The 25,955-nt window shown below is 67.0% G+C and carries 26 protein-coding genes and 5 tRNA genes; 20 read left to right on the top strand and 11 right to left on the bottom strand.

From position 1 onward, the window contains the following. Positions 1–25: 25 nt before the first annotated feature. The 3 genes from ACI2KI_RS03040 to ACI2KI_RS03030 all read right to left on the bottom strand — a co-directional run bounded on the left by ACI2KI_RS03040 (position 26) and on the right by ACI2KI_RS03030 (position 1,337). Positions 26–673, bottom strand: coding sequence for a DUF6880 family protein (locus tag ACI2KI_RS03040; protein ID WP_404617605.1), 648 nt, complete (start codon positions 671–673; stop codon positions 26–28). A gap of 79 nt (positions 674–752) precedes the next feature. Beyond that, complete coding sequence (locus ACI2KI_RS03035; RefSeq protein ID WP_404617603.1) at positions 753–1,028, bottom strand: helix-turn-helix transcriptional regulator; 276 nt, start codon at positions 1,026–1,028, stop codon at positions 753–755. A 234-nt stretch (positions 1,029–1,262) separates the two neighbouring features. Beyond that, positions 1,263–1,337: transfer RNA gene (locus ACI2KI_RS03030), tRNA-Asn, on the bottom strand. A gap of 111 nt (positions 1,338–1,448) precedes the next feature. On the opposite strand from ACI2KI_RS03030, the gene ACI2KI_RS03025 reads away from it, so the two are divergent. Further along, positions 1,449–2,258, top strand: a complete 810-nt coding sequence (locus tag ACI2KI_RS03025; RefSeq protein ID WP_404617601.1) for a TrmH family RNA methyltransferase — start codon at positions 1,449–1,451, stop codon at positions 2,256–2,258. A 63-nt stretch (positions 2,259–2,321) separates the two neighbouring features. Then, positions 2,322–2,507: a hypothetical protein gene (locus tag ACI2KI_RS03020; protein WP_292082949.1), complete on the top strand. Its 186-nt coding sequence runs from the start codon at positions 2,322–2,324 to the stop codon at positions 2,505–2,507. A gap of 50 nt (positions 2,508–2,557) precedes the next feature. On the opposite strand, the gene ACI2KI_RS03015 is transcribed toward ACI2KI_RS03020, so the two are convergent. Continuing rightward, positions 2,558–2,631 (bottom strand) — tRNA-Cys (locus ACI2KI_RS03015). 133 nt (positions 2,632–2,764) lie between these two features. On the opposite strand from ACI2KI_RS03015, the gene ACI2KI_RS03010 reads away from it, so the two are divergent. The 5 genes from ACI2KI_RS03010 to ACI2KI_RS02990 all read left to right on the top strand — a co-directional run bounded on the left by ACI2KI_RS03010 (position 2,765) and on the right by ACI2KI_RS02990 (position 9,292). Beyond that, positions 2,765–3,394, top strand: coding sequence for a protein-L-isoaspartate O-methyltransferase (locus ACI2KI_RS03010; RefSeq protein WP_404617599.1), 630 nt, complete (start codon positions 2,765–2,767; stop codon positions 3,392–3,394). A 134-nt stretch (positions 3,395–3,528) separates the two neighbouring features. Then, positions 3,529–5,010 (top strand): TolC family outer membrane protein, encoded by a 1,482-nt coding sequence (locus ACI2KI_RS03005; RefSeq protein WP_404617597.1) that lies wholly within the window; start codon positions 3,529–3,531, stop codon positions 5,008–5,010. Positions 5,011–5,171: 161 nt separating this feature from the next. Next, entirely contained in the window at positions 5,172–5,747 is a 576-nt protein-coding gene (locus tag ACI2KI_RS03000; RefSeq protein WP_404617595.1) for a DUF2497 domain-containing protein, read from the top strand. Positions 5,748–5,828: 81 nt separating this feature from the next. After that, positions 5,829–8,561 carry a valine--tRNA ligase gene (locus ACI2KI_RS02995; protein WP_404617592.1) on the top strand — a complete coding sequence of 911 codons (2,733 nt, stop codon included), beginning with the start codon at positions 5,829–5,831 and terminating at the stop codon, positions 8,559–8,561. Next, entirely contained in the window at positions 8,558–9,292 is a 735-nt protein-coding gene (locus ACI2KI_RS02990; RefSeq protein ID WP_404617590.1) for a TlyA family RNA methyltransferase, read from the top strand. The genes ACI2KI_RS02995 and ACI2KI_RS02990 overlap by 4 nt, the downstream gene beginning before the upstream one ends. Positions 9,293–9,366: 74 nt before the next feature. Here the strand turns inward: ACI2KI_RS02990 and ACI2KI_RS02985 are convergent, their stop codons facing one another. Then, the gene (locus tag ACI2KI_RS02985) at positions 9,367–9,999 is read right to left on the bottom strand and encodes a glycine zipper 2TM domain-containing protein (protein WP_312061849.1); all 633 of its coding nucleotides are present in this window, start codon (positions 9,997–9,999) and stop codon (positions 9,367–9,369) included. 156 nt (positions 10,000–10,155) lie between these two features. Between ACI2KI_RS02985 and ACI2KI_RS02980 the strand changes: the two genes are divergently transcribed. Continuing rightward, positions 10,156–11,400 carry a class I SAM-dependent RNA methyltransferase gene (locus ACI2KI_RS02980; RefSeq protein WP_404617588.1) on the top strand — a complete coding sequence of 415 codons (1,245 nt, stop codon included), beginning with the start codon at positions 10,156–10,158 and terminating at the stop codon, positions 11,398–11,400. A 3-nt stretch (positions 11,401–11,403) separates the two neighbouring features. On the opposite strand, the gene ACI2KI_RS02975 is transcribed toward ACI2KI_RS02980, so the two are convergent. Then, positions 11,404–12,480: a PA0069 family radical SAM protein gene (locus ACI2KI_RS02975; protein WP_404617586.1), complete on the bottom strand. Its 1,077-nt coding sequence runs from the start codon at positions 12,478–12,480 to the stop codon at positions 11,404–11,406. Between the two features lie 53 nt (positions 12,481–12,533). Beyond that, a complete protein-coding gene (locus ACI2KI_RS02970; protein ID WP_404617584.1) occupies positions 12,534–12,914 on the bottom strand; it encodes a hypothetical protein in 381 nt (126 codons plus the stop codon). Positions 12,915–13,233: 319 nt separating this feature from the next. On the opposite strand from ACI2KI_RS02970, the gene rplM reads away from it, so the two are divergent. The 4 genes from rplM (at position 13,234) to msrB (ending at position 15,753) form a co-directional block, all read left to right on the top strand. Beyond that, the gene (rplM, locus tag ACI2KI_RS02965; RefSeq protein ID WP_292082939.1) at positions 13,234–13,710 is read left to right on the top strand and encodes a 50S ribosomal protein L13; all 477 of its coding nucleotides are present in this window, start codon (positions 13,234–13,236) and stop codon (positions 13,708–13,710) included. A gap of 2 nt (positions 13,711–13,712) precedes the next feature. Beyond that, complete coding sequence (rpsI, locus tag ACI2KI_RS02960) at positions 13,713–14,201, top strand: 30S ribosomal protein S9 (RefSeq protein ID WP_292082938.1); 489 nt, start codon at positions 13,713–13,715, stop codon at positions 14,199–14,201. An 86-nt stretch (positions 14,202–14,287) separates the two neighbouring features. Beyond that, the gene (gene argC / locus ACI2KI_RS02955; protein ID WP_404617582.1) at positions 14,288–15,223 is read left to right on the top strand and encodes an N-acetyl-gamma-glutamyl-phosphate reductase; all 936 of its coding nucleotides are present in this window, start codon (positions 14,288–14,290) and stop codon (positions 15,221–15,223) included. A 32-nt stretch (positions 15,224–15,255) separates the two neighbouring features. Further along, positions 15,256–15,753: a peptide-methionine (R)-S-oxide reductase MsrB gene (gene msrB / locus ACI2KI_RS02950; protein WP_404617580.1), complete on the top strand. Its 498-nt coding sequence runs from the start codon at positions 15,256–15,258 to the stop codon at positions 15,751–15,753. 6 nt (positions 15,754–15,759) lie between these two features. On the opposite strand, the gene ACI2KI_RS02945 is transcribed toward msrB, so the two are convergent. Genes ACI2KI_RS02945 through phaC form a run of 3 tightly spaced genes read right to left on the bottom strand, consistent with a single transcriptional unit; the run spans position 15,760 to position 18,907 of the window. Further along, on the bottom strand, positions 15,760–16,569 hold the full coding sequence (locus ACI2KI_RS02945; RefSeq protein ID WP_404617578.1) for a rhamnogalacturonan acetylesterase: 810 nt from the start codon (positions 16,567–16,569) through the stop codon (positions 15,760–15,762). Then, positions 16,566–16,943, bottom strand: a complete 378-nt coding sequence (locus ACI2KI_RS02940) for a hypothetical protein (RefSeq protein ID WP_312061864.1) — start codon at positions 16,941–16,943, stop codon at positions 16,566–16,568. The genes ACI2KI_RS02945 and ACI2KI_RS02940 overlap by 4 nt, the downstream gene beginning before the upstream one ends. After that, complete coding sequence (gene phaC / locus ACI2KI_RS02935) at positions 16,940–18,907, bottom strand: class I poly(R)-hydroxyalkanoic acid synthase (protein WP_404617576.1); 1,968 nt, start codon at positions 18,905–18,907, stop codon at positions 16,940–16,942. Before phaC ends, ACI2KI_RS02940 begins: the two co-directional genes overlap by 4 nt. Before the next feature lie 80 nt (positions 18,908–18,987). Between phaC and ACI2KI_RS02930 the strand changes: the two genes are divergently transcribed. From ACI2KI_RS02930 to ACI2KI_RS02900, 7 genes are all read left to right on the top strand, one after another. Then, the gene (locus tag ACI2KI_RS02930; protein WP_404617574.1) at positions 18,988–19,437 is read left to right on the top strand and encodes a hypothetical protein; all 450 of its coding nucleotides are present in this window, start codon (positions 18,988–18,990) and stop codon (positions 19,435–19,437) included. 63 nt (positions 19,438–19,500) lie between these two features. Continuing rightward, entirely contained in the window at positions 19,501–21,303 is a 1,803-nt protein-coding gene (gene recJ, locus ACI2KI_RS02925) for a single-stranded-DNA-specific exonuclease RecJ (protein WP_404617572.1), read from the top strand. 108 nt (positions 21,304–21,411) lie between these two features. Continuing rightward, positions 21,412–21,486 (top strand) — tRNA-Glu (locus ACI2KI_RS02920). A 159-nt stretch (positions 21,487–21,645) separates the two neighbouring features. Beyond that, positions 21,646–21,720: transfer RNA gene (locus ACI2KI_RS02915), tRNA-Glu, on the top strand. A 162-nt stretch (positions 21,721–21,882) separates the two neighbouring features. Continuing rightward, on the top strand, positions 21,883–22,431 hold the full coding sequence (locus ACI2KI_RS02910) for a cold-shock protein (protein ID WP_292082929.1): 549 nt from the start codon (positions 21,883–21,885) through the stop codon (positions 22,429–22,431). Between the two features lie 25 nt (positions 22,432–22,456). Continuing rightward, on the top strand, positions 22,457–22,927 hold the full coding sequence (locus ACI2KI_RS02905; protein WP_404617570.1) for a DUF192 domain-containing protein: 471 nt from the start codon (positions 22,457–22,459) through the stop codon (positions 22,925–22,927). Between the two features lie 67 nt (positions 22,928–22,994). Then, positions 22,995–23,071, top strand: a tRNA-Pro gene (locus ACI2KI_RS02900). A gap of 555 nt (positions 23,072–23,626) precedes the next feature. On the opposite strand, the gene ACI2KI_RS02895 is transcribed toward ACI2KI_RS02900, so the two are convergent. Beyond that, complete coding sequence (locus ACI2KI_RS02895) at positions 23,627–24,346, bottom strand: polysaccharide biosynthesis/export family protein (protein ID WP_404617568.1); 720 nt, start codon at positions 24,344–24,346, stop codon at positions 23,627–23,629. 118 nt (positions 24,347–24,464) lie between these two features. Here ACI2KI_RS02895 and ACI2KI_RS02890 point away from each other — a divergent pair, with 118 nt between their 5' ends. Next, positions 24,465–25,910, top strand: a complete 1,446-nt coding sequence (locus ACI2KI_RS02890; RefSeq protein WP_312061877.1) for a chain-length determining protein — start codon at positions 24,465–24,467, stop codon at positions 25,908–25,910. Positions 25,911–25,955: the final 45 nt, after the last annotated feature.

Below are 25,955 nucleotides of genomic sequence, written 5' to 3'. Positions count from 1 at the left end.
ATTTCATCTCGATCCAAACCCGGGGTCATTCGAGCGATCGAAAAGCTGTGGAGGGGAAGGCCTTTCCCTGAGCGGGAGCCCGCGCGCGGTCTCCCGCTACTTCTTCGAGCAAGGGGGGCGCCCCCCGCAACGCCCCCTTTGACGGTGGCCGCGCGTTCGCGCGGCGGCTTTGTTTTGGCCTCTCCCTGAAGCGGGAGGCGGCCGATGCGCCCTTCTGGACGCGCCCCTGCGCGCGCCAAGCGGCCCCTGGCCGCTCCTCCGCTTCGCTCCTGCCCTTCGGATGACGCCCGACTTGTAGGGCGCGTCCGGCAGGACGCCTTCGCCGTCCACCCCCGCTTAGGGGAGAGGCTGTGGGGTTGGGGCAGGGAAGGAGGACCTCGGACGCCAGTCGCTCCACAATCATTTCGCGGTGCGTCCTCAGGTCTTCAATCAGTTCGCCGCGCTTGCGCCAGGATACACGTGTGCGGGCGACGGAGACGGCGGTGATGCGCTGGTTGATCTCAAGGGCGAGGAGGTCTGGGCTGGCTTCAGCCGCCAGTTCAAGACGAATCTGGCGCTTGAGATTGGCGATCCCGGCGCCGGCCTCGATCAGCAGGTCCGCTAGGCGAGGCGCGCCAACATGGACGAGGCCGGCTGCTGAAAACCTGGTCGAGATCCTGGGTTGTCGCGCCATGAGGTCCTTTTGGGAGGAGAGGGTTCGTCCCGAGGGCGGTCTATTGCACGGGTGCGGAAGGCGATTTCGCCACCCCCCGCTATCCCTGAGTCGCTCGGTGTCGGACAGGAGGCGCGCCTTCTGCTCTCGGAGCTGCGGGGTGAGGTCCGAGGTGAGATTCACCGGTCGATCGATGAAGGCCGCGATCGGCCCACTCGGCGAGGTCTTCCATATCGTAGACGACCCTGCCGCCAAGCTTCCGATAGATGGGGCCGGTGCCATAGGTTCGATGCTTTTCGAGCGTGCGGCCGGACAGTCCGAGATACCGACCTGCCTCAGGCGTGCGCAGAAATCGCTTCACCGGAAACTGCCCCATGATGCCTCCCTGAAAGGAGGACGATCATGCCTTGGAAGCGCCGGGTGGTCCGCCCCGCTACTTCATCACCGTAACGATGCGGTCGGGATTCGCGCTCAAGACAATGTGAAGCGAACGAGAAAGTAGGGCGATTTCGTCCAAAAATACCGTTCTAAACGCCGTTCTAAACGGCCAAGCTAGAACGGAGTGCTCCGGTCTCGTCGTCAGATTGTTTAGGGATTTCAATCCCCCGAGTGGCTCCGCGGGTAGGATTCGAACCTACGACCAGCCGATTAACAGTCGGCTGCTCTACCACTGAGCTACCGCGGAACGTCCCCTCGGGGGAGGCCGCTGTATAGCAAGGCCTTTTTGATTCACGCAACGGGCAAAGTGCAGAAAAACGCCGAAATATTTCAGGAGGGGTGCGATAGAAGCTGCAGCATGAATTTGATCCCTGTTTTCGATGTCGATGATCCTCGCATTTCCGCCTTTCGCGACGTCAAGGAGCGCGACCTGACGGGGCGTCAGGGTCTGTTCGTGGCCGAGGGGGAGGTGGTGCTGCGTGTGCTGACGTCGCCGTCGTCACGTTGCGTGCCGGTGGCGGTGCTGATCGCCGAGAAGCGGCTGGAGGCGCTGCGCGAGATTCTGGAGCGGCTGCCCGGCGACGTGCCCGTCCATACGGCGCCGCAGGAAGTGCTGGACGGTATCGCCGGCTTCCATCTGCATCGCGGAATCCTGGCGTTGGGGCGCAAGCCCGAGCCGTTTGCTCTGGAGGCCTTTCTGAACAGCTTGCCTGAGCGCGCCGTGGTGGTGGGCGCCTGCGGCATCGGCAATCACGACAACATGGGCGGCCTGTTCCGCAATGCGGCGGCGTTCGGCGCGGCGGGCCTGCTTCTGGACGCGACCTGCTGCGACCCCTTCTACAGGAAGGCGATCCGGGTCTCGGTCGGGGCAGTGCTGCGGACGCCCTTCGTCGAGGGCGTGACGGCGGCGGCCATGGTCGAGGCGCTGGAGGCGCGGGGATTCGAGGTTCTGGCCCTGACGCCGTCGGCGGTTGAAACCCTGTCGGAGCTCAAGCCCGCGCGTCGGACGGCGATTCTGCTGGGCTCGGAAGGGCCGGGCCTGCCTGCGGAGGTCATAGCGCGGTGCCGGCCCCTGGGCATTCGCATGTCGGGCGGCTTTGATTCCCTGAACGTGGCGGCGACCAGCGCGGTGGCGCTGCATCATCTGACGACCGCAGGCGCGGTCTGAGGTCGTCGGCGCGGAGCGGAAGTCGGTCGAAGGCGTTGGATCCAAGAAGCCAAGGAGGGCGACATGGACCAGTTGTCGACTTTGATTCTGATCGGCGCGCTGGCCTTCGTGGTCGCGGGCGCGGGTTTCGCCTTCGTGCAGCCTCGTCGATTTACGGATCGGGACGCGGACGGCGAGCCGGACGCCACCTCTGTTGAGCGCGATAGGGCGAACAAGGACGACGGCTGGAATCGCAGGGCAGGAAAGTAGGCCCAGAAACAAGAAAGCCGCCCCGAAGGGCGGCTGACTGTTTGTCGCGATGGAGGCCTGACCGGGAATCGAACCCGGGTGCAAGGATTTGCAGTCCTCTGCGTCACCACTCCGCCATCAGGCCATTTGGGTCTCGAAACCGAGCCCCGAACCATCGCGAGGGGCGTCAGCTATCAGATCGGATTGTCGGCTGCAACGCGCGGACCTATAAGCGCCGCAGATTTTTCGCTTACGCCGACCTGAAGGACCTCGGAACCATGGATTTCGCCGCTGCACGCAAGGTCATGCTGGACTCGCAGGTCCGTGTGAACGACGTCACGGACCGCGACCTGCAGGCCGCCCTCGGCGCCGTTGAGCGTGAGCGCTTCTGCGCCGCCGACCGCGCCTTCTCCGCCTATGCCGACATCGAGCCGGAAATCGCGGGCGATCGGCGCCTGATGCTGCCGCGCGATCTGGGCAAGCTGATGCAGGCCCTGGATGCTCGCGCGGGTGAAAAGGCTCTGGTTCTGGCCGGCCCTTACGCCGCCGCCGTTCTGGCGCGCATGGGTCTGACGGTCACGGCCCAGGAATCGGACGCCGCCGTGTTCGAGGTGACGGGCGCCGCCTTGGCTGATGAAGGCGTCTCGACCGTGGTTGCGCCTCTGGGCCAGCCGCAAGGCGAAGGCTATGACCTGATCGTCAGCGAGGCCGCCGTGCCGGCTCGCCCCGAATCGTGGATCGCGGCCCTGCGTCCCGGCGGCCGTCTGGCCGTGGTCGAGCGGGCCGGTCCGATCGGCAAGGCCGTCCTCTATGTCCGCGGTCGCGAAGGCGTGTCGCGTCGTGAACTGTTCGACTGTGCGCCGCCGGTTCTGTCGGAACTGATTCCGACGCCGGCCTTCGCGCTCTAGGCCAAAGGGCGCGACGGAGACGCGCGTCGGCTGCGTGAAAAAAACTTAACTGGCGCAGGACGGGCATAATCTCCAACTACGCCATTCAGGCATTACGGGGCGCGCCGTCGGGGGCGTCAGGCAGGAACAGGTTCATGTTGAAACGCTCGCGCGCGCTGGCTTCGGTCGCTCTCATCACTCTGGCCATGGGAGCCGGTGCGGCTCCGGCCGGGGCCGAGACGCTGAAGGACGCGATTGGTCTGGCCTATCGCACCAATCCGACGCTTTTGGCGCAACGCGCCAACCAGCGGGCGCTGGACGAGACCATCGTCCAGGCGCGTTCGGGCCTGCGCCCGACCATCAGCGCCTCGGCCGGCGTCGATTACAGCCGCGTGGACACCGACGGCGTCGGCGTGGTCGAGAGCGACGGCGCAACCGCCAGCGTCAGCCTGGCGCAGAACATCTGGACCGCCGGTCGCACCGCGCGCGGCATTGACGCCGCCGAGGCCAATGTCCGCGCTGGCCGTGAAAATCTGCGCGAAGTCGAGCAACAGGTGATGACCTCGGTCATTCAGGCCTATGCCGATGTCGTTCGCGACATGGAGATCCTGCGCATCCGTCAGGAAAACCTCACGGTCCTGCGCCGTCAGCTGGACGAATCCAACGCCCGCTTCGAAGTCGGCGAAATCACCCGCACCGACGTGGCGCAGTCGGAAGCCCGCCTGGCCCAGTCGGACGCTGATCTGGCCAACGCCCAGGCCCAGCTGTCGGTGTCGCGCGCCGCCTACGCCGCTGTGGTCGGCCAGGCGCCGACCAATATGGAAACCCTGCCGGTTCTGCCGGGCCTGCCCGCCGACTTCGACGCCGCCTTGGACGTGGCCTTGATCGAGAACCCCGGGGTTCGCGCCGCGACCTATGCCTTGCAAGCCGCCGAGGCCAATGTGGCGGCGGCCCGCGCCGAGTATCGTCCGTCGGCGCGCCTGAACGCCTCCTACGGCGGAACGGCGAATGATCTGTCTGGCTTTGACCTGACGGATCGCACGAGCTTCACCGCCGGCGCGACGGTGTCGGTGCCGCTGTTCACCGGCGGTCTGAACCGTTCGCGCGTGGCCCAGGCGCTGGAACGCGCCAACGCGGCCCAGATCGGCGTCGAGGGCGAGCGTCGCGGCGTGCTGCAGAGCGTCAGCTCGGCCTACGCCCAGACCGTCGCCGCCAAGTCGACCCTGCAGGCCGGCGAGCAGGCTGTCCGCGCCGCCTCGGTCGCCGCCGAGGGCGTGCGTCAGGAGGCCCAGGTCGGCCTGCGCACCACGCTTGACGTGCTGAACCAGGAGCTGGAGCTGCGCTCGGCTCAGGTCACCCTGGCCAGCGCCCATCGCAATCAGTACGTGGCCCAGGCTCAACTGCTGGCCGCCATGGGCCGTCTGGGCGGACCGAACCTCGACCCGGCGATCGAAGTCTATGACGCCGAGGCCAATTACGATGCTGTGCGCAACCGTGGCGGCCTGCCGTGGGACGGCGCTGTCGAGGCCCTGGATCGCGTCGCTTCGCCGGTGATCACCCCGGCGGCCGACGCCGAGGACGCGCCGATCGACACCCAGCTGAAGAGCGAAATCGTCCGCACCGCTCCCGGCAATTGACGCGGGGATTAGCCTGACAGGCGAAAACGTCCGTTGATTCCGGCGGGCGTTGGTGCGACGACAGAGGCAAGGGGAGGGCGAGTCTGTTTGTCCGGCCCTGATCGTCGCGCCGCTTTGCGCCCGTCGGCGGTCCCTCCAGGTTCAGCCTTCAAGGTTCTGACATGACCGACCAGACCGCCCAGGAACCGACGATGGAAGAGATTCTGGCGTCGATTCGCCGGATCATCTCTGAAGACGACGCTCCGGCTGAAACCGCTGCCGCGGCGCCGGAACCGGTCGTGGAGGTCGTGCCCGAGCCCGTGCTGGAGGCTGCGCCTCTGGCCGAAGAACCTGCGGTCGTTGAAGACGAGGTTCTGGAACTGACCGAGCGCTATGAAGCCCCGGCGGCCCAGTCGATCGGCGATCTGGACGTGGCCGACGTAGCGCCGTTCCCCGCCGTCGAACCTGAGCCCACCCCCGCGCCGGCTGCGGCGCCTGATTATGATTCCCTGGTCGGTGAAAGCGCCGCCGCCAGCGCCGCCTCGGCTTTCGCCGGTCTGGCCGCCACCTTCCAGAAGCCCGAACCCGTCGCCGCAGCCCCGCAGGACCTGCCCTTCGTCAGCGGCAATACGGTCGAGGCCATGGTCCAGGCCATGCTGCGCCCGATGCTGAAGGACTGGCTGGACGCCAACCTGCCGGGCATCGTCGAGGCCCAGGTACGCAAGGAAGTAGAACGCATCGCCCGCAACGCCGGCTAGCCCTTCGCTTCACCAGACACTAAGTCACTGAGGGCGGCTCCGGCGGGGCCGCCCTTTCGCATTTCAAGAAACGACATTCCTATGCTCGAGAAGACTTTCGAACCCCAGGCCGCCGAGCCGCGTCTCTATGCCCAGTGGGAAGAGAGCGGGCTGTTCGCGCCGCGCGCCGCCAAGCCCACTGACGGCGCCGCCGACGCCTATTCGATCGTCATCCCGCCGCCGAACGTGACGGGCTCGCTGCACATCGGCCACGCGCTGAACAATACGCTGCAGGACATTCTGACCCGCTATCACCGGATGAAGGGCAAGGCCGTGCTGTGGCTGCCCGGCACCGACCACGCGGGCATCGCCACCCAGATGGTGGTCGAGCGTCAGCTGGCCGCCGCGGGTGCGCCGGGACGCCGCGACATGGGCCGCGACGCCTTTATCGAGAAGGTCTGGGAGTGGAAGGCGGAATCGGGCGGCACCATCGTGCGCCAGCTGCGCCGTCTGGGCGCGTCGTGTGACTGGTCGCGCGAACGCTTCACTCTGGACGAGGGGCTGAACGCCGCTGTCCGCAAGGTCTTCGTCAAGCTGCATCAGGACGGCCTGATCTATCGCGACAAGCGTCTGGTGAACTGGGACCCGCATTTCCAGACCGCCATTTCCGATCTGGAAGTCGAACAGCGCGAGCAGGACGGCCACTACTGGCACTTCGCCTATCCGCTGGCCGACGGCGTGACCTATGAGCACCCGGTCGCCTTCGACGAGGACGGCAAGGCCACCGAGTTCGAGACGCGCGGCTTCATCGTCGTGGCCACGACGCGCCCCGAAACCATGCTGGGCGACACTGGCGTGGCGGTTCACCCTGAGGACGAGCGCTACAAGGGTCTGGTCGGCAAGGAAGTCATCCTGCCGATCACCGGCCGTCGCATCCCCATCGTCGCCGACGACTACGCCGATCCGACCAAGGGCTCGGGCGCGGTGAAAATCACCCCGGCGCACGATTTCAACGACTTCGGCGTCGGCAAGCGGGCCGGTCTGGCCGCGCTGAACGTGATGGACGCCTTCGCGCGCATCACCAATGAGGACGTGCCGGAAATCCCGGCTGAACTGGTCGGTCAGGACCGCTTCGCCGCGCGCAAGGCCATCGTCGCCCGCGCCGAGGAAGAAAACTGGCTGCGCGAGATCGAAAAGACCAAGCACGTCGTCCCGCACGGCGACCGCTCGGGCGTGGTCATCGAGCCGTGGCTGACGGACCAGTGGTACGTTGACGCCCACACCCTGGCCCAGCCGGCGCTGAAGGCGGTTGAGGATGGTGAGACCGTCTTCGAGCCCAAGAGCTATGAGAAGATTTACTTCGAGTGGCTGCGCAACATCGAGCCCTGGTGCATTTCGCGCCAGCTCTGGTGGGGTCATCGCATCCCGGCCTGGTACGACGCCGACGGCAAGATCTACGTCGCCGAAACTGAGGAAGAGGCGATCGCCCAGGCGGGCGGCAAGGCCCTGACGCAGGACGAGGACGTTCTGGACACCTGGTTCAGTTCGGCCCTGTGGCCCTTCTCGACCATGGGCTGGCCCGAGAAGACCGAGGATCTGGAGCGCTTCTATCCGACCAGCGATCTTGTCACGGCGGCGGACATCATCTTCTTCTGGGTCGCCCGGATGATGATGATGGGCCAGCACTTCATGGGCGAGGTCCCGTTCAAGCGCGTCATCATCAATGGCCTGGTCCGCGACGAGAAGGGCCAGAAGATGTCGAAATCCAAGGGCAACGTCATCGACCCCCTGGGCATCATCGACGAACTGGGCGCCGACCCGCTGCGCTTCACCATGGCCATCCTGTCGGGCACGCGCGACATCAAGTTGTCGAAGCAGCGCATTGAAGGTTATCGCAATTTCGGCACCAAGCTGTGGAATGCCGCACGCTTCAGCCAGATGAACGAGGCCAAGCGCGTCGAGGGCTTTGATCCCGCGACGGTCGAACAGACCATCAACCGCTGGATCCGCGGCGAGCTGACCAAGGCCGAGCGCGCCGTGTCGGACGCCATCGAAGGCGGCCGTTTCGACGACGCGGCGGGGGCTCTGTACCGCTTCGTCTGGAACGTTTTCTGCGACTGGTATCTGGAACTGGCCAAGCCGGTGTTCAACGGCGCCGATGAGGCCGCCAAGGCCGAGACGCGGGCCATGACCGCCTGGACCATCGACCAGACGCTGAAGCTGCTGCATCCGGTCATGCCCTACATCACCGAGGAACTGTGGGCCGAGCTGGGCAAGGAAGGCCCGGCCCGCGACGGCCTGCTGATCGGCGCCGAATGGCCGGTGCTGCCGGACGCCTTCATCGACGCCTCGGCTGAGGCCGAGATCGGCTGGCTGGTCGACATCGTCGGTGAAATCCGCGCCCTGCGCGCCGAGATGAACGTGCCGCCGTCGGCCAAGCCGCCGCTGGCCTTCGTCACGCCGGACGCCGTGACCGCCGAGCGCATCGCGCGCCACCGCGATCTGCTGCTGACCCTGGCGCGCGTGTCCGAGATCACTGTGGCCGAGGCCGCGCCTGCCGGGGCCGTGACCTTTGTCTCAAGCGGAACCACGGCGGCATTGTCGCTGGCCGGGATCATCGACCTGACCGCCGAACGCGCGCGTCTGGAGAAGGAGATCGCCGTCTTCGAGAGCGACATCGGCCACGTGAACAAGAAGCTGGGCAACCCCAACTTCGTGTCGCGCGCCGCGCCTGAAGTCGTCGACGAGCAGCGCGCCAAGCTGGCCGAGGCCGAAGAGGGCAAGGTCAAGCTGCAGGCCGCACTGGCGCGTCTGGACGCGATGGCCGGCGCGTGAGGACGGTCCGTCTGGACCAACTTCTGGTCATGCGAGGCTTGGCTGAGAGCCGGGCCAAGGCCAAGGCGGCCATCGAGGCGGGCGGCGTCACAGTGAACGGGGCCCCCGCCAAGGCGGCCTCGCAGGCGGTCAATGAGGACGCCGAGATCGGCTATGCCGCCGCCCACCGATGGGTCGGGCGCGGGGCGTTGAAGCTGGAACGGGCGCTGGACCTGTGGCCGGTGGCGGTCGAGGGCAGGGTGGTTCTGGACGTGGGGGCTTCCACGGGCGGCTTCACCGAGGTCTGTCTGGATCGTGGCGCGGCCCAGGTATTCGCCGTGGATGTCGGCTTCGGCCAGATGCACCCGAAAGTCGCCGCCGATCCGCGCGTGATCAATCTGGAGCGGACGGACGCGCGCGAGCTGGCGCCCGAGACCATCCCCGAGGCGCCGTCGCTGGTCGTCTGCGACGCCAGCTTCATCGGCCTGTCGAAGGTGTTGCCGGCGGCGCTGGGATTGGCGGCGCCGGACGCGGACCTGATCACCCTGGTCAAGCCTCAGTTCGAAGGGGCCGGACCCAAGGACGCGGGCAAGAAGGGCGTGGTCAAGGACCCCGAGGCCCATGCGGCGGCGGTCGAGGGCGTGCGAGCCTGGCTGGAAAGCGTCGGCTGGTCCGTGCGTGAAGTCGCCGAAAGCCCGATCACGGGCGGCGACGGCAACGTCGAGTTCCTGATGTGGGCGCGTCGGGCATAGCGCCAAAAGTAATAGAGGGCCGCCGGTGATCCGGCGGCCCTCTTCACGTCGTCGATCGACAGGGGGGCTGAAACTTAATCGACGACGCGATAGCGGCCGTTCTGGTCGGGGCAGGTGCGCACGTAGCGCGTCTCGCTGCGACCGTCGGGCAGACGAATGACGCTCTCGGCGAGGCGGCATTCGTCGGTGTTCTGATAGCGATAGTCCGGCGCGGGCTGGGTGTAGCCGCGGTCGTAGCCGTCGCTGTACTCGCGATAGTCCCGGCCGTAGCCGTCGTCGTAGCGACGGTCGTAGCCGCGATTGTCGTAGCCATAGGCCGGCGGGACATAGGTTCCACCATAGGGCTGGTTGTAGCCCGACGAGCGGTAGCGGCTGTCGCAGTTGGCAGAACTGTTGCCGACGCCGGCGCCGATGGCGGCGCCGAGCACGCCGCCCAGGACGCTGCCTTCGGTACGACGACCGCGCGCCGCCAGCTGAGAGCCGGCCACGGCGCCGATGGTGGCGCCGAGCACGCCGCCGGTCGTGGCGCGGTTCCGCTGATCGCCGACGCAGGGATCATAGTAACGGCCCTGCGCGCCGTAGCTGTTGTAGGCCGGGGGATAGCCGTAGCCATAGGTCTGGGCGCTGACGACGCCCGGGACCATCAACGAGCCGGCGACCGCGAGGGCGGCGACAGCGGAAACCTTCTTGGAAAGATGATCAAACATCGTTCTTGTCCCTGTGACAGATGCCCAAGCTGAACGGCTCCGGTCCCCTGTCTGTTGCATCCAGAAATAGGGCGGCGAAGCTGAACGGCTTTTGATCGGCCCGTTCATCTTCGTTCAGGTTTCAGATTCGGCGCGGGAGCGGGTAGAAGCCGCGCCATGACGCAAACGCTGACCATCGCCCGCATGGGCCACCAGGGCGACGGGATCGCCGAAACGCCGAACGGCTTCGTCTTCGTGCCGGGAGCCCTGCCGGGCGAAGTGATTTCCGCCGAGGTGAAGGACGGGCGGGTCGAAGCCTTCGACCTGATCGAGGCCAGCCTGGATCGCCGCCCGATCCATTCCGAGACCTATGCCGAATGCGGCGTGGCGCCGCTGCAGCACTGGGCGGACGAGCCCTATCTGGCGTGGAAGCGCGAGGTGGTGATCCAGACCCTGGCGCGCGAGGGCATCGAGACCGAGGTCGAGGCGACGGTCGCCGTGCCGCAGGCCAGTCGTCGTCGGCTGGCGCTGCACGCGCGTAGCGGGCCCGGCGGGCGCGTCCTGCTGGGCTTCAAGGCGCGGCGCTCGTGGCGGCTGGTCGAGTTGACCGACTGTCCGGTGTCCGATCCGGCCCTGATCGCGGCCCTGCCGGGGCTGGCCAAGGTGGCGGCGCCCTTCCTGGGGCACCCCAAGTCGGCGCCGACGCTGCACGTCACCCTGACCGACACCGGGCTGGATGTGGACGTCACCGGCGTCGAGAAGAAGTCGGGCGGGCTGACGGCGGACGTGACGGCGCGGGCCATCGCGGCGGCGGCCGAGGCCGGTCTGGCGCGGCTGAGCCTGGACGGCGACACCCTGGTCATGGCGCGCCAGCCGCGCATCACCTTTGGCCGGGCGACCGTGCCTCTGCCGCCTGCCGCCTTCCTGCAGGCGGCCCCCGCGGCCGAGGCCGCCATGGTCAGCCGCGCGGTGGAAGCGATGAGGGGGGCCAAGAAGGTCGCCGACCTGTTCTGCGGCGCCGGCACCTTCACCTTCCCCCTGGCCGAGGTGGCCAGCGTCATCGCGGCGGATTCGTCGGCGGCGTCGATCGCGGCGCTGAAGGCGGGCGTGTCCACGGCCCAGGGCCTGAAGACCATCGAGGCCCAGGCGCGCGACCTGTTCCGCCGCCCGCTGTCGCCCTACGACCTGAAGGGCTGTGAGGCGATCGTCATCGACCCGCCGCGCGCCGGAGCGCTGGAACAGACCCAGCAACTGCCGGGCACCAAGGCCGGCGTCATCGTCGGGGTGTCCTGCAATCCTCAGACCTTCGCCCGCGACGCCCGCATCCTGATTGAGGGCGGTTTCCGGCTGGAGAAGGTCACGCCCATCGACCAGTTCCTGTGGTCGACCCATGTCGAACTGGTCGGGATCTTCCGGCGCTAGGCGTCAGGAGGCCAGGTCGAACAGGTCCATCTGGGGTCGCATGTCGGACGGGACGCGGAACTGGGTCACGTCCAGCGGGCTGCGGGACGCGTCCAGTCCGTAGCGCTTGATCGCCGCCTTGAATCGGGCGGCGATCAGGTCGGCGACGGGGCCGGTTCCCTTCATGCGCTGGGCCCAGTCGGGGTCGTAATCCTTGCCCCCGCGCGTCTGGCGGATCAGGGACATGACGCGAGCCGCGCGTTCGGGGCGGGCGTCGGCCAGCCATTCGCGAAACAGGTCCTTGATCTCCAGCGGCAGGCGCAGGGTCACATACATGGCCGAGGTGGCGCCCGCCTTCTGCGCCGCCTCAAGGATGGCTTCCATTTCGTGGTCGTTCAGGCCGGGTATGACAGGAGCGAAGCCGACGCCGACCGGGCAGCCAGCGTCGGCCAGACGACTGATGGCCTCCAGCCGCTTGGCGGGGGTCGAGGCGCGCGGCTCCATCGCCCGCGCCAGACCGCGATCCAGGGTGGTGATGGAGACGAAGGCCGAAGCCAGGCCGTCGCGCCCCATCGGCCCAAGGATGTCGGTATCGCGGGCGATCAGCACCGACTTGGTGATGATGCTGAACGGCTGGCGGAAGCGCTGCATGACCTGCAGGATCGAGCGCGTGGATTGGGTCTCGCGCTCGACCGGCTGATAGGGGTCGGTGTTGCCCCCTATGTGGATGCGCTTGCAGACGTATCGGGGCCTGGCGAGTTCCTGTTCCAGCAGACTCGCCGCGTGGGGCTTGAAGAAGATCCGGCTCTCGAAATCCAGACCCGGGGATAGGCCCATCCAGGCATGGGACGGACGGGCGTAGCAGTAGATGCAGCCATGTTCGCAGCCCTTGTAAGGGTTGATGGAGCGATCGAAGCCGACGTCGGGACTCGTATTCTTTGCGATGATGGTGCGGGCGCGTTCCGGCGAGAGGGTGGTGCGCAGCGGCGCGGCCGCTTCGTCCTGATCCGTCCAGCCGTCGTCGAATTCCTCGCGCCGGTCGGCTTCATACCGGCCCGAGTCGTTGGAGCGTGCGCCGCGTCCTTTCATCGCCGTCTTCATAGCGAGAGCATGGCACAGGGGCGGAACAAAGCAAGAACAAAATGTGCGTACGGCTAGCGGTCAGGGTCGGCGAGGACTTCCAGCATCGGACGCGCCTGGTCGTCGGTCTCGCCCAGTTCGAAGACCGGCTGCGGAATACCGAAGGCGCGCAGGGCCAGCACAACAGACTCTGCGCGTCGACCTTGCAGGCTGGCGGCGGACGGCTCGGGCAGACCGACCACCTTGAAGGCGGCGCCGGGACATTCTTCCATCGCGCGCGCCGGCCACTCCATGGAAACCGGCGGCCGCAAGGCAGCCGCGCCTTCTTTGAAGTAGAGGGCGAGAATGCCGTTCGTGCAGGGGTTCCTTTGCGCAGTTGCGGTCGCCGCGACGGGCGGTTTCGTCGCGCACCCGAAGAGAGTCAGGGTCGACAGGAGCAGGGCGAGGTGGCGCATTCCGTGATCCTTGCGCGGCGGCGGGAAGGCGGCGAGCTTGGCATGGTTTGGGATCCAGGTGGAACCGCGTTCGGTGACAGCATCATCCGCCCCGTTTGCGGGCCGCCTTCTCACGCAAGGGAAGAAGGGGGTGGGGGTTGCGGTGTCGAAGATCAGGTATTTTAATACCGCTTATGATAAATTCTTTTAATTCAATATGTTAACCTAATGCTGCGTCGTGAACCGGTGTTGACCTGCTGTGGATGACCCTCTATCAGCACGCCTTCCGCTCGTCCCTGTCTGGGGGTGGGCCGCACCGTTCGTCTTTAGGACCCTCAATATGCTGAAGAGCACTACGGCTTCGATGAAGCCGGCAGAGGTCGAAAAGAAGTGGATCCACATCGACGCCGAAGGCGTCGTGGTGGGCCGCCTCGCGACCTTCATCGCCAACCGTCTGCGCGGCAAGCACCTGCCGACCTACACCCCGCACGTTGACATGGGCGACTACGTCGTCGTCACCAACGTCGACAAGGTGGTGTTCACCGGCAAGAAGTCGACCGACAAGGTCTACTATCGCCACACCGGTCACCCGGGCGGCATCAAGCAGACGACCCCGGAGAAGGTTCTGGGCGGTCGCTTCCCCGAGCGCGTGCTCGAGAAGGCCGTCGAGCGCATGCTGCCGAAGGAAAGCCCGCTGGCCCGCAAGCAGATGACGCACCTGCGCCTGTTCGCCGGCGCCGCGCACGACCACGAAGCCCAACAGCCGCAGACCATCGACTTCAAGTCGGCCTCGGCCAAGAACACCCGGAGCGTCTGAGCATGACCGACGTGACTGCTGAAGCCACCGGCTTCGACGCCCTGAAGGGCCTGACCGCCTCGGCCGAGTCCGAAGCCCCGGTCTACACGCAAAAGCTGGACGCCCAGGGCCGCGCCTACTCGACCGGCAAGCGCAAGAACGCGATCGCTCGCGTCTGGGTCAAGCCGGGCACCGGCAAGATCACCATCAACGGCAAGGACCAGGAAGTTTACTTCGCCCGTCCCGTGCTGCGCATGATGATCGCTCAGCCGCTGACCGTTTCGGACCGCGCCACGCAATACGACGTCGTCTGCACCGTCGAAGGTTCGGGCCTGTCGGGCCAGGCCGGCGCCATCCGCCACGGCCTGTCGCACGCGCTGACGCACTACGAGCCGGAACTGCGCAAGGTCCTGAAGCCGCACGGCTTCCTGACCCGCGACAGCCGCGTCGTCGAGCGTAAGAAGTACGGCCGCGCCAAGGCACGCCGCAGCTTCCAGTTCTCGAAGCGCTAATCGCCTTCAAGCGATTTGGATTTGGGGCGCTTCGGGGAAACCCGGAGCGCCCTTTTTCTGTCCGAAAACAGGACCAGACCGACAACATGACCCACACCATCTTCATCGACGGCGAGGCCGGGACTACGGGGCTGGAGATCCGCGAGCGTCTGGAGGCGCGTAAGGATCTGGAGCTGATCCTGCTGGGCGAGCGTCGGCGCGAGGTGGGGGCGCGGCGCGAGGCGCTGAACAGCGCCGATGCGGTGATCCTGTGCCTGCCCGACGATGCGGCGAAAGAGGCCGTGTCTATGATCGAGAACCCGAGCGTGCGGGTCATCGACGCCTCGACGGCGTTCCGGGTCGATCCGGCCTGGACCTATGGTTTTGCTGAAATGGATGCGGGTCAGCGCGCGGCCATCGCCGCCTCGACGCGGGTGTCGAACCCCGGCTGTTATCCGACCGGCTTCATCGGCCTGATGCGGCCGCTGGTGCGGGCAGGGCTGGTGCCGGTCGGGCATCCGGTCACGGTCAATGCGGTGTCGGGCTATTCCGGCGGCGGCAAGGCCATGATCGCCGAGTTCGAGGCTGAGGGCGCCGCGACGGCCTTCCGCGCCTATGGCCTGACGCTGAAGCACAAGCATGTGCCGGAAATGACCCTGCACACGGGCCTGTCGCGCGACGTTCTGTTCGCGCCCGCCGTGGGGAACTATCGCCAGGGCATGCTGGTCGAGGTTCCGCTGCACCTGTCGGCCCTGCCGGAGACGCCCTCGGTCGAGCGGCTGCACGGCGCTCTGCTGGAGGCCTATGACGGTCAGCGGTTTGTCGAGGTCGCTGATCTGGACGAGACCGAGGCCATGGGCGGCATCGAGCCGGAGGCCCTGAACGGCACCAACCGGATGCGTCTGCACGTCTTTGGCGATCGCGGCGGCGAGCAGGCGCGTCTGGTCGCCATGCTCGACAACCTGGGCAAGGGCGCCTCGGGCGCGGCGGTGCAGAACCTCAACATCATGCTGGGTCTGGACGAGGCGACCGGCCTGACCTGAAACCAAAGGCGCCCGGCCGCCGTATAGGGGGCATGGACGCCGTATTTGATCGAAGGTCCGTGCTGCTGGGCGGCGTCGCCGTCGCCCTGTCCGGCTGTGCGCCCGACGCGGCCGACGCGTCGGAAGGGCAGTGGGCGAACTCGCCCTTTCGGCGGATCAGCGATGCGGAATGGAAGCGGCGGCTGGGCGAGGCCTCATGGCGCGTGCTGCGGCATGAGGGGACCGAGCGGCCGTTCACGAGCCCCCTGAACGACGAGCATCGGCGCGGGGTCTTTGTCTGCAAGGGTTGCGCCCTGCCGCTGTTCCAGTCGGGGTGGAAGTACGACAGCGGCACCGGCTGGCCCAGTTTCACGCGGGTCATGCAGGACAATATCGGCACGAAGACCGACCGCCGGATCGGCATCGCCCGCACCGAGTACCACTGCGCCCGGTGTCTGGGGCATCAGGGACATCTGTTCATGGACGGGCCGCCGCCGACCGGGCGGCGCTATTGCAACAACGGCGTGGCGCTGAGCTTTCAGCCCGCCTGAGGCGGCTCAGGGGACGAGGCGCGGGGCCAGGTCCGGCGCGACGGCGATCAGGTCGCGCGCGACCAGGGCGGCGATGACGGCGGCGCCTTCGGGGCCCAGGTGAGTGTAGTCGAAGTCATCGACATGACGGCCGTGCGCGGTCGAAGGCGGCGTCGCCGCCGGCGGCGTGGGCGGGGTGTTTCCCGCCCGCAGATCCGCTTCGAACGACGGCGGCGGAGAGCCGGGCGAAAGGCGCGCGGCCTCCAGCGCGCCAAGGCGCTGGACCAGTTCAGCGCTGGCGGCGTTCAGGTCGATCAGGGGCGTGCCGGTCTCGGCGGCGACGGTGCGCACGGCGTCGGCCCAGGGGACCAGGGTGTTTTGAAGTTGGCCGTCCTTGAAATGGCGACGGGTCAGGGGCGTCAGCAGGACGGGGCGAGCGCCGCGGGCGCGGGCTTCAGCCACATAGGCGCGCAGATTGGCGGGAAACTGGGTCACCAGATCGGTGGAGCTGCGCTTGCCGGGCTGGTCGTTGTGGCCGAACTGGATCAGCACCCAGACCGATTGATAGCCGGGCGTCGCCATCTCGCTCAGCGCCAGATCCCAGGAGCCCTCGGCGCGATAGGTCGAGGTGCTTCGCCCCTGACGACCCAGGTTGACGCAGGTCAGGGCCGACAGGACGTGACGGTCGCAAAAGGCGCCGCCCCAGCCGCTGCCGACCGCCGTGGTGGAATCGCCGACGAGGATGATCTTGTCGGCCTGAATCGCCTGGTCTTGAGCTGAGGCCGCGCCGGCGGCCAGCAGGACGCTCGCCAGCGCGCTGGCAGCCAGACGCCTCATCCGGCCTGACGGGCCTTGATGGCGGATTGCACGGTCACGCCGAACCAGACAGCGCCGATGATGACCAGCAGGCCGTAGTCGTGGCCGGGGAAGAAGACGGGCACGGCGGCGCCGAAGATCAGGGCCAGAGGGAACAGGCTGGCCCAGACGGCGGTCGAGGCGGCCTCGGGGTGGATCATCGGCGGGCGCTGCAGACCCATGCGCCTGGACATCATGCCGTTGAAGACGACGAAGCCGGCCGAGCAGGCCGCAGCCAGAAGAACGTACTTCAGCGTGTGGCCGGGCTCGCCGAACAGGCTGGCGGTGGCGACCAGAAGGGCGAGCGGGACGGCGGTGGCCAGGGCCAGCAGCAGGTTGGGTTCGATACGCTTCAAGACTTCACTTTCACATAGGCGCCGGGCGCGGGCTCGATGGGCTTCAGCGGGCCGTTCTTTGGGTCGCGGGCGGGAATATGTTCACCCGATCTTTCGTGAAGCCAGGCGGCCCAGTGGGTCCACCAGCTGCCCGGATGCTGTTCCGCGTTCGCTTGCCATTCCGCGAGCGTCTCGGGAAGGGCGGGGTTGGTCCAGTGCTGGTATTTGTTGGCGGCGGGCGGGTTGATGACCCCGGCGATGTGGCCCGAACCGGCGAGGGTGTAGGTTACCGGGCCGCCGAACAGCCGCGCCGAGCGATAGACCGAGTTCATCGGGGCGATGTGGTCCTCGCGGCTGGCCAGGAAGTAGAGGGGCGTCTTGACCGTTGACAGGTCGATAGGCTGGCCGCCGATCTCGAACTCGCCTTTCGCCAGGGCGTTCTTGCCGTACATCTGGCGCAGGTAGTCGAGGTGCAGGCGCTTGGGCATCCGCGTCTGGTCGGCGTTCCAGAACAGCAGGTCGAAGGCCGGCGGCGCCTTGCCCATCAGATAGTTGGACACGAAGAAGGACCAGATCAGGTCGTTGGCGCGTAGGGCGTTAAAGGTGTCGGCCATGGCCGCGCCGGGCAGTACGCCGCCGGCGGCGTCCATCTGTTGCTCGATCTCGGCCAGCCAGTGCTCGTCGGTGAACAGCAGCAGGTCGCCGGCCTCGGCGAAGTCGTGCTGGGCGGCGAAGAAGGTGGCCGAGGCGACGCGTTCGTCCTTGTTCGCGGCCATGTGCGCCAGGGCTGAACCCAGCAGGGTGCCGCCGATGCAGTAGCCGACGGCGTTCAGCTGTTTCTGGCCGGTCTGTTCCAGCACCTTTTCGACGGCGCGATAGACGCCCTTGTGCAGGTATTCCTCGAAGCCGAACTGGGCCTTGTCCTGATCCGGGTTGACCCAGGAACAGACGAAGACGGTGAAGCCTTGGGCCGACAGCCAGCGGATCAGCGAGTTCGCCGGCTGCAGGTCCATGATGTAGAACTTGTTGATCCACGGCGGGAAGATCAGCAGCGGGATGGCGTGCTGAGTGTCCGTCGCGGCGTCGAACTGGATCAGTTCGAACAGTTCGTCGCGCCAGACCACCTGGCCGGGGGCGGTGGCGACGTTCTCGCCGACCTTGAACTGGCCGTAGTCGGCCTGGCTGATCTTCAGCTTGCCGGCGCCGCGCTCCAGGTCGGCGGCGAAGTTCTGCATCCCTTTCACCAGGGACTCGCCGCCCGTCTCGGCCAGGGCCTTCAGCGCCGCCGGGTTGGAGGCGAGGAAGTTGGAGGGCGAGAAGGCGTCGGTCAGCAGGCGGGTGAAGAACTCGGCCCGGCGCTTCACACGCGGATCGACGTCCTCGACGCTGGACACCAGACCGTTCATCCAGTCCGACGTGACCAGGTAGGACTGGCGCATGACGTCGAAGACGGGGTTCTCGCTCCAGGCCGGGTCGCGGAACCGCTTGTCGGTCGAGGGGGCGGGGGCGACCTCCTCGCCCATGGCGCGACGGGCGGTCGTGGACCACAGGTCCATGTAGCGGCCGAACAGGTCGGCCTGGGCCTGGAACAGCTTTTCGGGACGGGCGGCCAGGCTGGTCATGACCGAGGTCATGGCCGGGGCGACGTTGAACGGGTCAGGCGACAGGGCAGCGGGGCGGTCGGCCTGCGACAGGGCGGCCTCGGCGATGGCTGACTGGGCCGTCATGGCCGCCTTGGCCAGGTTCAGCGACAGAGTTTCCAGCAGGTGGCGCTGATCGGCGCCAAAGGCGAAGGGATCGGCGGCGGGCTCGGGCCGAGGCGGGGTCTGCGGCTGCGCTTCAGCCTTTGCGGGCGATTCGGGCGCGGCATCAGGTGGCGGGGCCTTTTTCGCGCGGGGCTTGGCTGAGGTCGGACGTCCGGATTTGCGCGGCGCGGCGGCGGCCGGCAGCGGGGCGGGGGGAGCCTTGGTCGGGCGCTTGGCCATGGGCGAACCTCCGGAACCGGCCTCGCGTCGGGTCGCGAGCCTTCCTCCGGGCGCGATGATGGCATATGACCGGGGGTGAGATGAACGTGTTCCTGTCGAAAAAGACCATGGCGCCGGCGATGACCGGCCTGCTGCTGTTTACGGGCGGCTGCGTCGGCTCGTTCGACCCGCAGACGGACGCGACCTCGCCGCTGGCGCCGCACATTCAGGAACTGGTGGACCAGAAACGCGAGTACCCGCGCTGGGCTGATTTTCCGGCCACGCCGACGGACCTGCCGCAACCGGCCCAGGTGGCGGCGAACGTGCAGGCGCTGAACGCTGACAGCGGCGCCCTGGCGCGCCAGGTGGCGGGCATCGACTGGACCCTGAGCGACGATCCGACGGCCTATGTCGAATCGATCACCCGTCGCTTTGATCCGGCGAAGATGGCCCCGATCGGCGCCCAGACGCCGGAGGAGGTCGAGGCCTTCGCCGAGGCCTTGCGTCGTCGCGCCGCTGCGCCGCCGCCGATTGATCGCCCGCGCTCCTGATCGACGTCTCGTCGCCTAAGCGACAGAATCCCGGAATGATGGTCGGGCTGACAAGGATTCCTCATGGCTGACGGCAGCAATGCTCCCGCCTTTCTCGGCGTTTCGCGGTCCCTGTCGGGACGCGCCTGGCGACAGCGTCCGGCCGAGGCGACGACCATCCGCGCCCACATGCAGGCCCTGGATCTGGACGAGCCGATGGCGCGGGCCCTGGCTGCGCGCGGCGTGGCGGCGGATCAGGGCCGCAACTTCCTGACGCCGACGCTGCGGGCTCTGTTCCCCGATCCCTCCAGCTTCATGGACATGGATACGGCGGCCAGCGCCATCGTTGACGCCTTGCAGGCGGGCAGCAGCATTCACGTCTTCGCCGACTATGACGTGGACGGGGCCTCCAGCGCGGCCCTGCTGGTGCGCTGGTTCCGCACCTTGGATGCAGAGCTGCCCATCTATGTCCCTGATCGCCTGACCGAGGGGTATGGCCCCAGCGCGCGAGCGTTCGACACTCTGAAGGCGCGGGGCGCCGATCTGGTCATCACCGTGGATTGCGGGGCGGCGGCCAACGAGGCGGTGGCCCACGCCGCGGCCATCGGGCTGAAAGTCGTGGTGATCGACCACCACATGATGCGCGAGGAGCCGCCGGCCTGTCTGGCCGTGGTCAATCCGAACCGGCCGGGCTGCAACTCGGGGCAGGGCAATCTGGCCGCTGCCGGGGTGGTCTTCGTCCTGCTGGCGGCGCTGAACCGCGAGGCGCGGACGAGGGGGCTGTTCGAGAGCAAGAGCGAGCCGGACATCCGCCAGTGGCTGGACCTGGCGGCCATGGGGGCCATTTGCGACGTGACGGGGCTGACCGGCTTCAACCGGGCCCTGACCAGTCTGGGACTTAAGGTCATGTCGGACTGGAACAATCCCGGGCTGCGCGCCCTGCTGGCGGCCGCCGGGGCCGAGCCGGGACCGGCCAAGTCGAACCACGCAGGCTTCATCCTGGGGCCGCGCATCAATGCGGGCGGGCGGATCGGCAAGTCGGATCTGGGGGCGCGCCTGCTGTCCACCGACGATCCTGATGAGGCGAAGATGCTGGCGCAGGAGCTGGACGGGCTGAACCTCGCCCGGCGCGAGGTCGAGGCCCAGGTGACGGAACAGGCCGTGCGCCGTGTCGAGGCGACGGGCGCGCACGCCGATGAGTCGGCTCTGGTGGTGGTTTCGGGCGAGGACTGGCACCCCGGCGTGGTCGGCATCGTGGCGGGGCGCCTGCGCGAACGCTGGAGGAAGCCGGTCATCGTCATCGGCGTCGACGCGATCAACGGCGTGGGCAAGGGATCGGGTCGGTCGCAGCCGGGCATGAATCTGGGGCGCGCCGTGCAGGCGGCCTGGAACGAGGGCGTGCTGATCGCCGGGGGCGGACACGCCATGGCGGCGGGCCTGACGGTGGCGGCGGACCGCATCGACGAACTGCGGGCCTTCCTCAACGATCGCCTGTCGGGCGAGCGGGCCGAGGCCGTGGCCCAGGATTGGGTCGAGGTGGACGCCCTGATCGATCCGCGCGCGGCTACCCGCGACCTGTTCGAGGCTTTCGAGCAGTTGGCGCCCTATGGTCCCGCCAATCCGGAGCCCCTGTTCGCCCTGCAAGGCGTGCAGGCGCGCGAGCCGGTCGCGATGAACGGCGGCCATGTGCGCTGTCGTCTGGTCGGGCCCGACGGGGCTTCGGTGCGGGCCATCGCCTGGCGCTGCGCCGACCTGCCCGGCGGCAAGGCGCTGCTGGCGGGGCAGGGCGGGCTGAATCTGGTCGGGCGGCTGAAGGCGGACGACTGGAACGGCCGTCGCGGGGTGCAGTTCGAGATCGAGGACGTGGCCGACCCGCGCATGGCCTGAGGTTTCCAGCGTGGCCGAGCGCAGGTCTTTGAAAAAGTCGCACAAACTGCGCAGCAAGCGCTTGCAAGCGGCGGAATCGACGGCTATTACCCCGGTCCTCCGCGCAGCGGTCCCTTCGTCTATCGGTTAGGACGTCAGGTTTTCAACCTGAAAAGAGGGGTTCGACTCCCCTAGGGACTGCCACGCGGAGCCTTCGTTCTCCCCCGACATCGACAGCCTCAATCGTTCCGCAAGGGGCGTTTTCGCGCGCATGGTGCGTAGGCGAAGTCTTTGTTCGGAAAGTTGAAAAACAGACTTGCGTCGTCCGAAGAGGGCGGCTATCAGACCACTCCTCCGCGCAGCGGTCCCTTCGTCTATCGGTTAGGACGTCAGGTTTTCAACCTGAAAAGAGGGGTTCGACTCCCCTAGGGACTGCCACGCGGAGCTATCTCCCTGACATCGATGGTTTTCCGGCAGCGTTCTGCTGCGGCGCGTCTTTTTGTGCGCCTGCGACCTTAAAATCGTCATTTTTGTTTTTCCGCCACTCAAAGAACCGTGTTAATCATAGCGGCTGCGCGCGTTGCAGGCGGGGGTTGTGAGTTGTCGGATTACGACGAGATTGAAGCGCCGGACATCGTTTTGATCGCCGGTACGGTGAAGTGGTTCGATCCGGGCAAGGGGTACGGCTTCATCGTGCCTGACGAGCCGGACCTGACGGAATTGAAAGACGTGCTGCTGCACGTCAGCAGTCTGCGGGACGGGGGGCATGAGGCCGCCGCCGAAGGCGCAGCGATCACGTGCGAGTGCGCGCGCCGGCCCAAGGGCTGGCAGGTCGTACGCGTCATTGATCTGGGCGAAGGCGCGCCCTTGCCGGTGCGGCGCGAGGCGGCGCGCGCTTCGGTGTCGCCGCGGGCGGCGATAGACGCCTCTGCGGACGGTCCCATGGAGACGGCCGTCGTCAAATGGTTCAATCGCACCAAGGGCTATGGATTCGTGGTGCGCGACGGCGCGGCCGGCGATATCTTCGTCCATGTCGAAACGCTGCGGCGCTGCGGACTGGATGATCTGGTGCCGGGCGATGCGGTGCAGGTGCGGTTCGCCGACGGTCCCAAGGGGCTGGTGGTAGCTGCGATCAGGCCGGGCGAATAGGTTTCGCCCTCTAAGGGGCGAAGTCATGGGTTTCTCGCGTCGTATCGTTCTGGCGGCCGCACTGGCGGGCCTGGCCTCGGCCTGCGCGCCCAAGGGGCCGGTGGATGCGGCAGGGCGGCCGCTGGAGCCGCTCAGCATCGTCACGGCCTCGGGCGAGCACAGGTTCATGGTCGAGATCGCGGATGACGAGGCCGAGCGCGAGCGCGGCCTGATGTATCGTCCCCCTCTGGAAGACGACCGGGGCATGCTGTTCCAGTTCCCGGCGGCGACCGAGCAGAGCTTCTGGATGAAGAACACGCCCAGTTCGCTGGACATCATCTATATCGATCCGCAGGGCCGCATCGTCTCCATCGCCAGCCACGCCACGCCCTATTCGGAAACCCCTCTGCCCTCGAACGGGGCCGCCAACGGCGTGCTGGAGCTGCGCGCGGGCCGTGCCGAAGAGATCGGCGCCAAGCCGGGCGACCAGGTCCGCCACAGCTTCTTTCGTCCCTGATCCAGATTAAGGCGTTGAATGCGTTGCGGTCCGGCGCCCGCCGTGTCATGAGGGCGCTCCATCGGATCGGGGTGTAGCGCAGCCTGGTAGCGCATCTGGTTTGGGACCAGAGGGTCGGAGGTTCGAATCCTCTCGCCCCGACCATGGAATAGGCCCGTTTGGGCGGGGCGGGTTTTAAGCTCGCTCAAGCGGTGGAAGCGCTGCCCTTCGATCAGTCCCCTTGATCGGCGTTCACTCTTGGTCCCTGAAAGCCGACCCTGCGAACGTCCACTAGGGGTGGGAAGCGGACTCTGCGCTTATTTAAGGGTACCCACAGCTACAAGCCTCTTCCCTTCGTAAAGCTCAAATCGACGCCCAGACGTCAGAAGCTCTTTGGGAGCTTCGTCTACGAGATACCTAACGTCGGCTGTCCATGAGTAAGGGTCGGGCGCTTCTATTTTTTCCACGACCAAGGACCAGGCAGCGGTAGCCAAGTCACTTTCACCGTCAAACCTAACGACGGTGGTGTAGGGCGGTGATCCTTCGCCTGACGGCGGCCTATCCCTTCCACCCTCGTCGGATCTCATCCATTCAATATGCGCGCGCATTGTCACCTCTCCCGCCTTAAACGCATGATGCGAGCAAGTAGGTGTCCGCAACGGGTCGAAAGCGGAACGATGACGCCCTCCCGAATGTAGGAACTCGCCAGGATGTGTCTGTTCAGGTCGAGGCGTAGCCGCCGTTCAGGGCGTAGCTGAAGCCGATCGGCAGGGCTGAACGGAACAGGGTGAAGAAGGCCGCCAGTTCGCCCAGGGTCGAACGCGGGACGAAGATGATGTCTCCGCGTCGCAGGGCCACTGCCTCGCCCCGACGGGGGCGCAGATCCACCACGCGCATCATGCGCACGCCGCCCGGTCCGCGGCGGATCAGAGCGGCCTGCCGGGTCTTGGCCGAGGGCAGGGCGCCGCCGGCCTGGATCACCGCCTGATAGGCGTCGATGTCGCCGGGCATGTCGAAGACGCCCGGATTACGCACCTCGCCGTCGACCCAGACCTTGAGCGGACCGGCCAGACGCAAGGTGACCTCGACCTCGGGGCGTCTGAGCTGTGTGGCGTAACCCGCTGAAATGTCGGACTCGAGCTGCGACAAGGTGCGGTCTGCCGCCATGACGTGGCCAAGCAGGGGCAGGGAGATACGCCCGTCCGGTCCGATCTTGAGTTGGCGGGTGAGCTCGGAGGCGGTGGGGGTCGCGACCTCGATCTCGTCGCCGGGGTACAGCAGGTATTCGGGCTCGACATCGGTCCAGTCGGCGAAGTCGATGTCGGGAAAGCGGTCGGAGGACACGTCCTGAATGCGGCGAGCGTCACCCGCAGCGGCGCTGCCACAGCCGGTCAGGCCGGCGGCCAGGGCCATCAGGACGAAGCGGCGATCAGGCATCATGGAGGCGGCGACCTGGCTGAGAATGCGGACTGAAGGTGAAGCTGAACGGTTATGGGTAACGCGTGGTTAACGCACAGGCCGCAAAGGTGCGATCGACTTCAACGGAATCCCCTGGTTCATGCGTTCGACAGCCTATGCTGCAGCCCGACCGCGATACGGCGTCATCGACGTCGTGGCGCTGCTGTTGCGCGAGCTGTGGATCATGGTGCTGGTGTTCGCCGTCCTGTTCGCCATCGGCGTGGCGGCCGCGCTGACGATGAAGAAGACCTACACGGCCGGCGCCAGTCTGTTCGTCGGCGTGGGTCAGGAATACGTCTATCAACCGCGCGTGGGCGCGACCGACCGCGCCACGCCGCCCGCCGCGGGCGAAGTGGCGCAATCGGAAGCCGCCATCCTGAACAGCCTGGAGGTCAAGCAGCGGGTCGTCCGTGCTCTGGGGGTCGAGACCTTCCAGGAAGGGCATCCCGCAACAGGAACGTTGCAGGAGCAGGAAGCCTCGGCCGTGCGCGCCGTCAGCGCGGGTCTGGATGTGACGGCCGCGCCGCTGAGTCCGGTCGTCGGCCTGTCCTACAAGAGCGATGATCCCGCCCTGTCGGCGCGGGTTCTGAATACGGTCATCGACCAGTACCTGACCTATCGTCGGGAGGTGTTTCAGGACCGGGCGACCCCCGCCATCCAGACGCAGCGCCAGACCTTCGAGGGCGAACTGGCGGACGCCGACCGGGCCTATGAGGCCTTCCTGAGCAGCAACGACATCGGCGACTTCGCGACGGCGAAGGCGACCTTGGCCGGAACCTATCAGTCGGTCTTTGCGGAACGAATGAATGTACAGGCGCAGTTGAACCAGGCGTCGCAACGGCTGGCGACCCTGGTGGCCCAACAGAACCGCACGCCGGCGGAAATCGCCCTGCAGCAGGATCTGAACATCTCGGCGCAGGACCAGATTCTGCAGCTGCGGACCCAGCGTGAAAGCTTGCTGGCGCGCTATCAGCCCGATGCGGCGCCGGTCCGTGAGATCGAAACCCAGATCGCCCAGTTGCAGTCCTATGTCGGCACCGGCACGGCGGTCGGCGCCAAGGAGGTTCGCACCGGACCGAATCCCATCTGGGTCGAGCTGGAGACCACGCGGATCAACGCCCAGGCGGAACGTGACGCCCTTGCGGCGCGTCTGGCTGTTCTGGACCGCCAGGTGGTGGATCTGCGCGCGCGTCAGGCCCGCCTCACCGAGCTGGAGTCACGCAACGCCACCCTGTCGGGCAATCGCGAGGTTCTGTCCGCCTCGATCCGCGAATTCCAGCTGCGCGAGACCCAGAGCCGCGCCGATAACGAGCTGGTCAAGGCCGGGGCCGATAACGTCACGGTCATCGAGCGCGCCCAACCGCCGTCGAAGGGCAAGAGCATGAAGGCGCTGTTGCTGATCGCCGCCTTCCTGTTCGCCGGGTTCACGGCGCTGTGCGTCGGCCTGCTGCGCGTCTTCCTGCGCAAGGGCTTCTCGACGCCGTCCACGGCCAGCCGGACGCTGCAACTTCCTGTGCTGGCGGTTGCGCCGATGAAGCGCGCCTGATCGGCGGACGGCCATGCTAGGCTGACCGCTTGAGGGCGAGCGTGT

The sequence above is a fragment of the Brevundimonas sp. NPDC046655 genome, from assembly GCF_044901625.1.
In the GTDB taxonomy this organism is placed as follows: Bacteria; Pseudomonadota; Alphaproteobacteria; order Caulobacterales; family Caulobacteraceae; genus Brevundimonas.
Note: the sequence above shows the minus strand (reverse complement) of the source record. Positions and strands in the feature narration are given on the sequence as shown.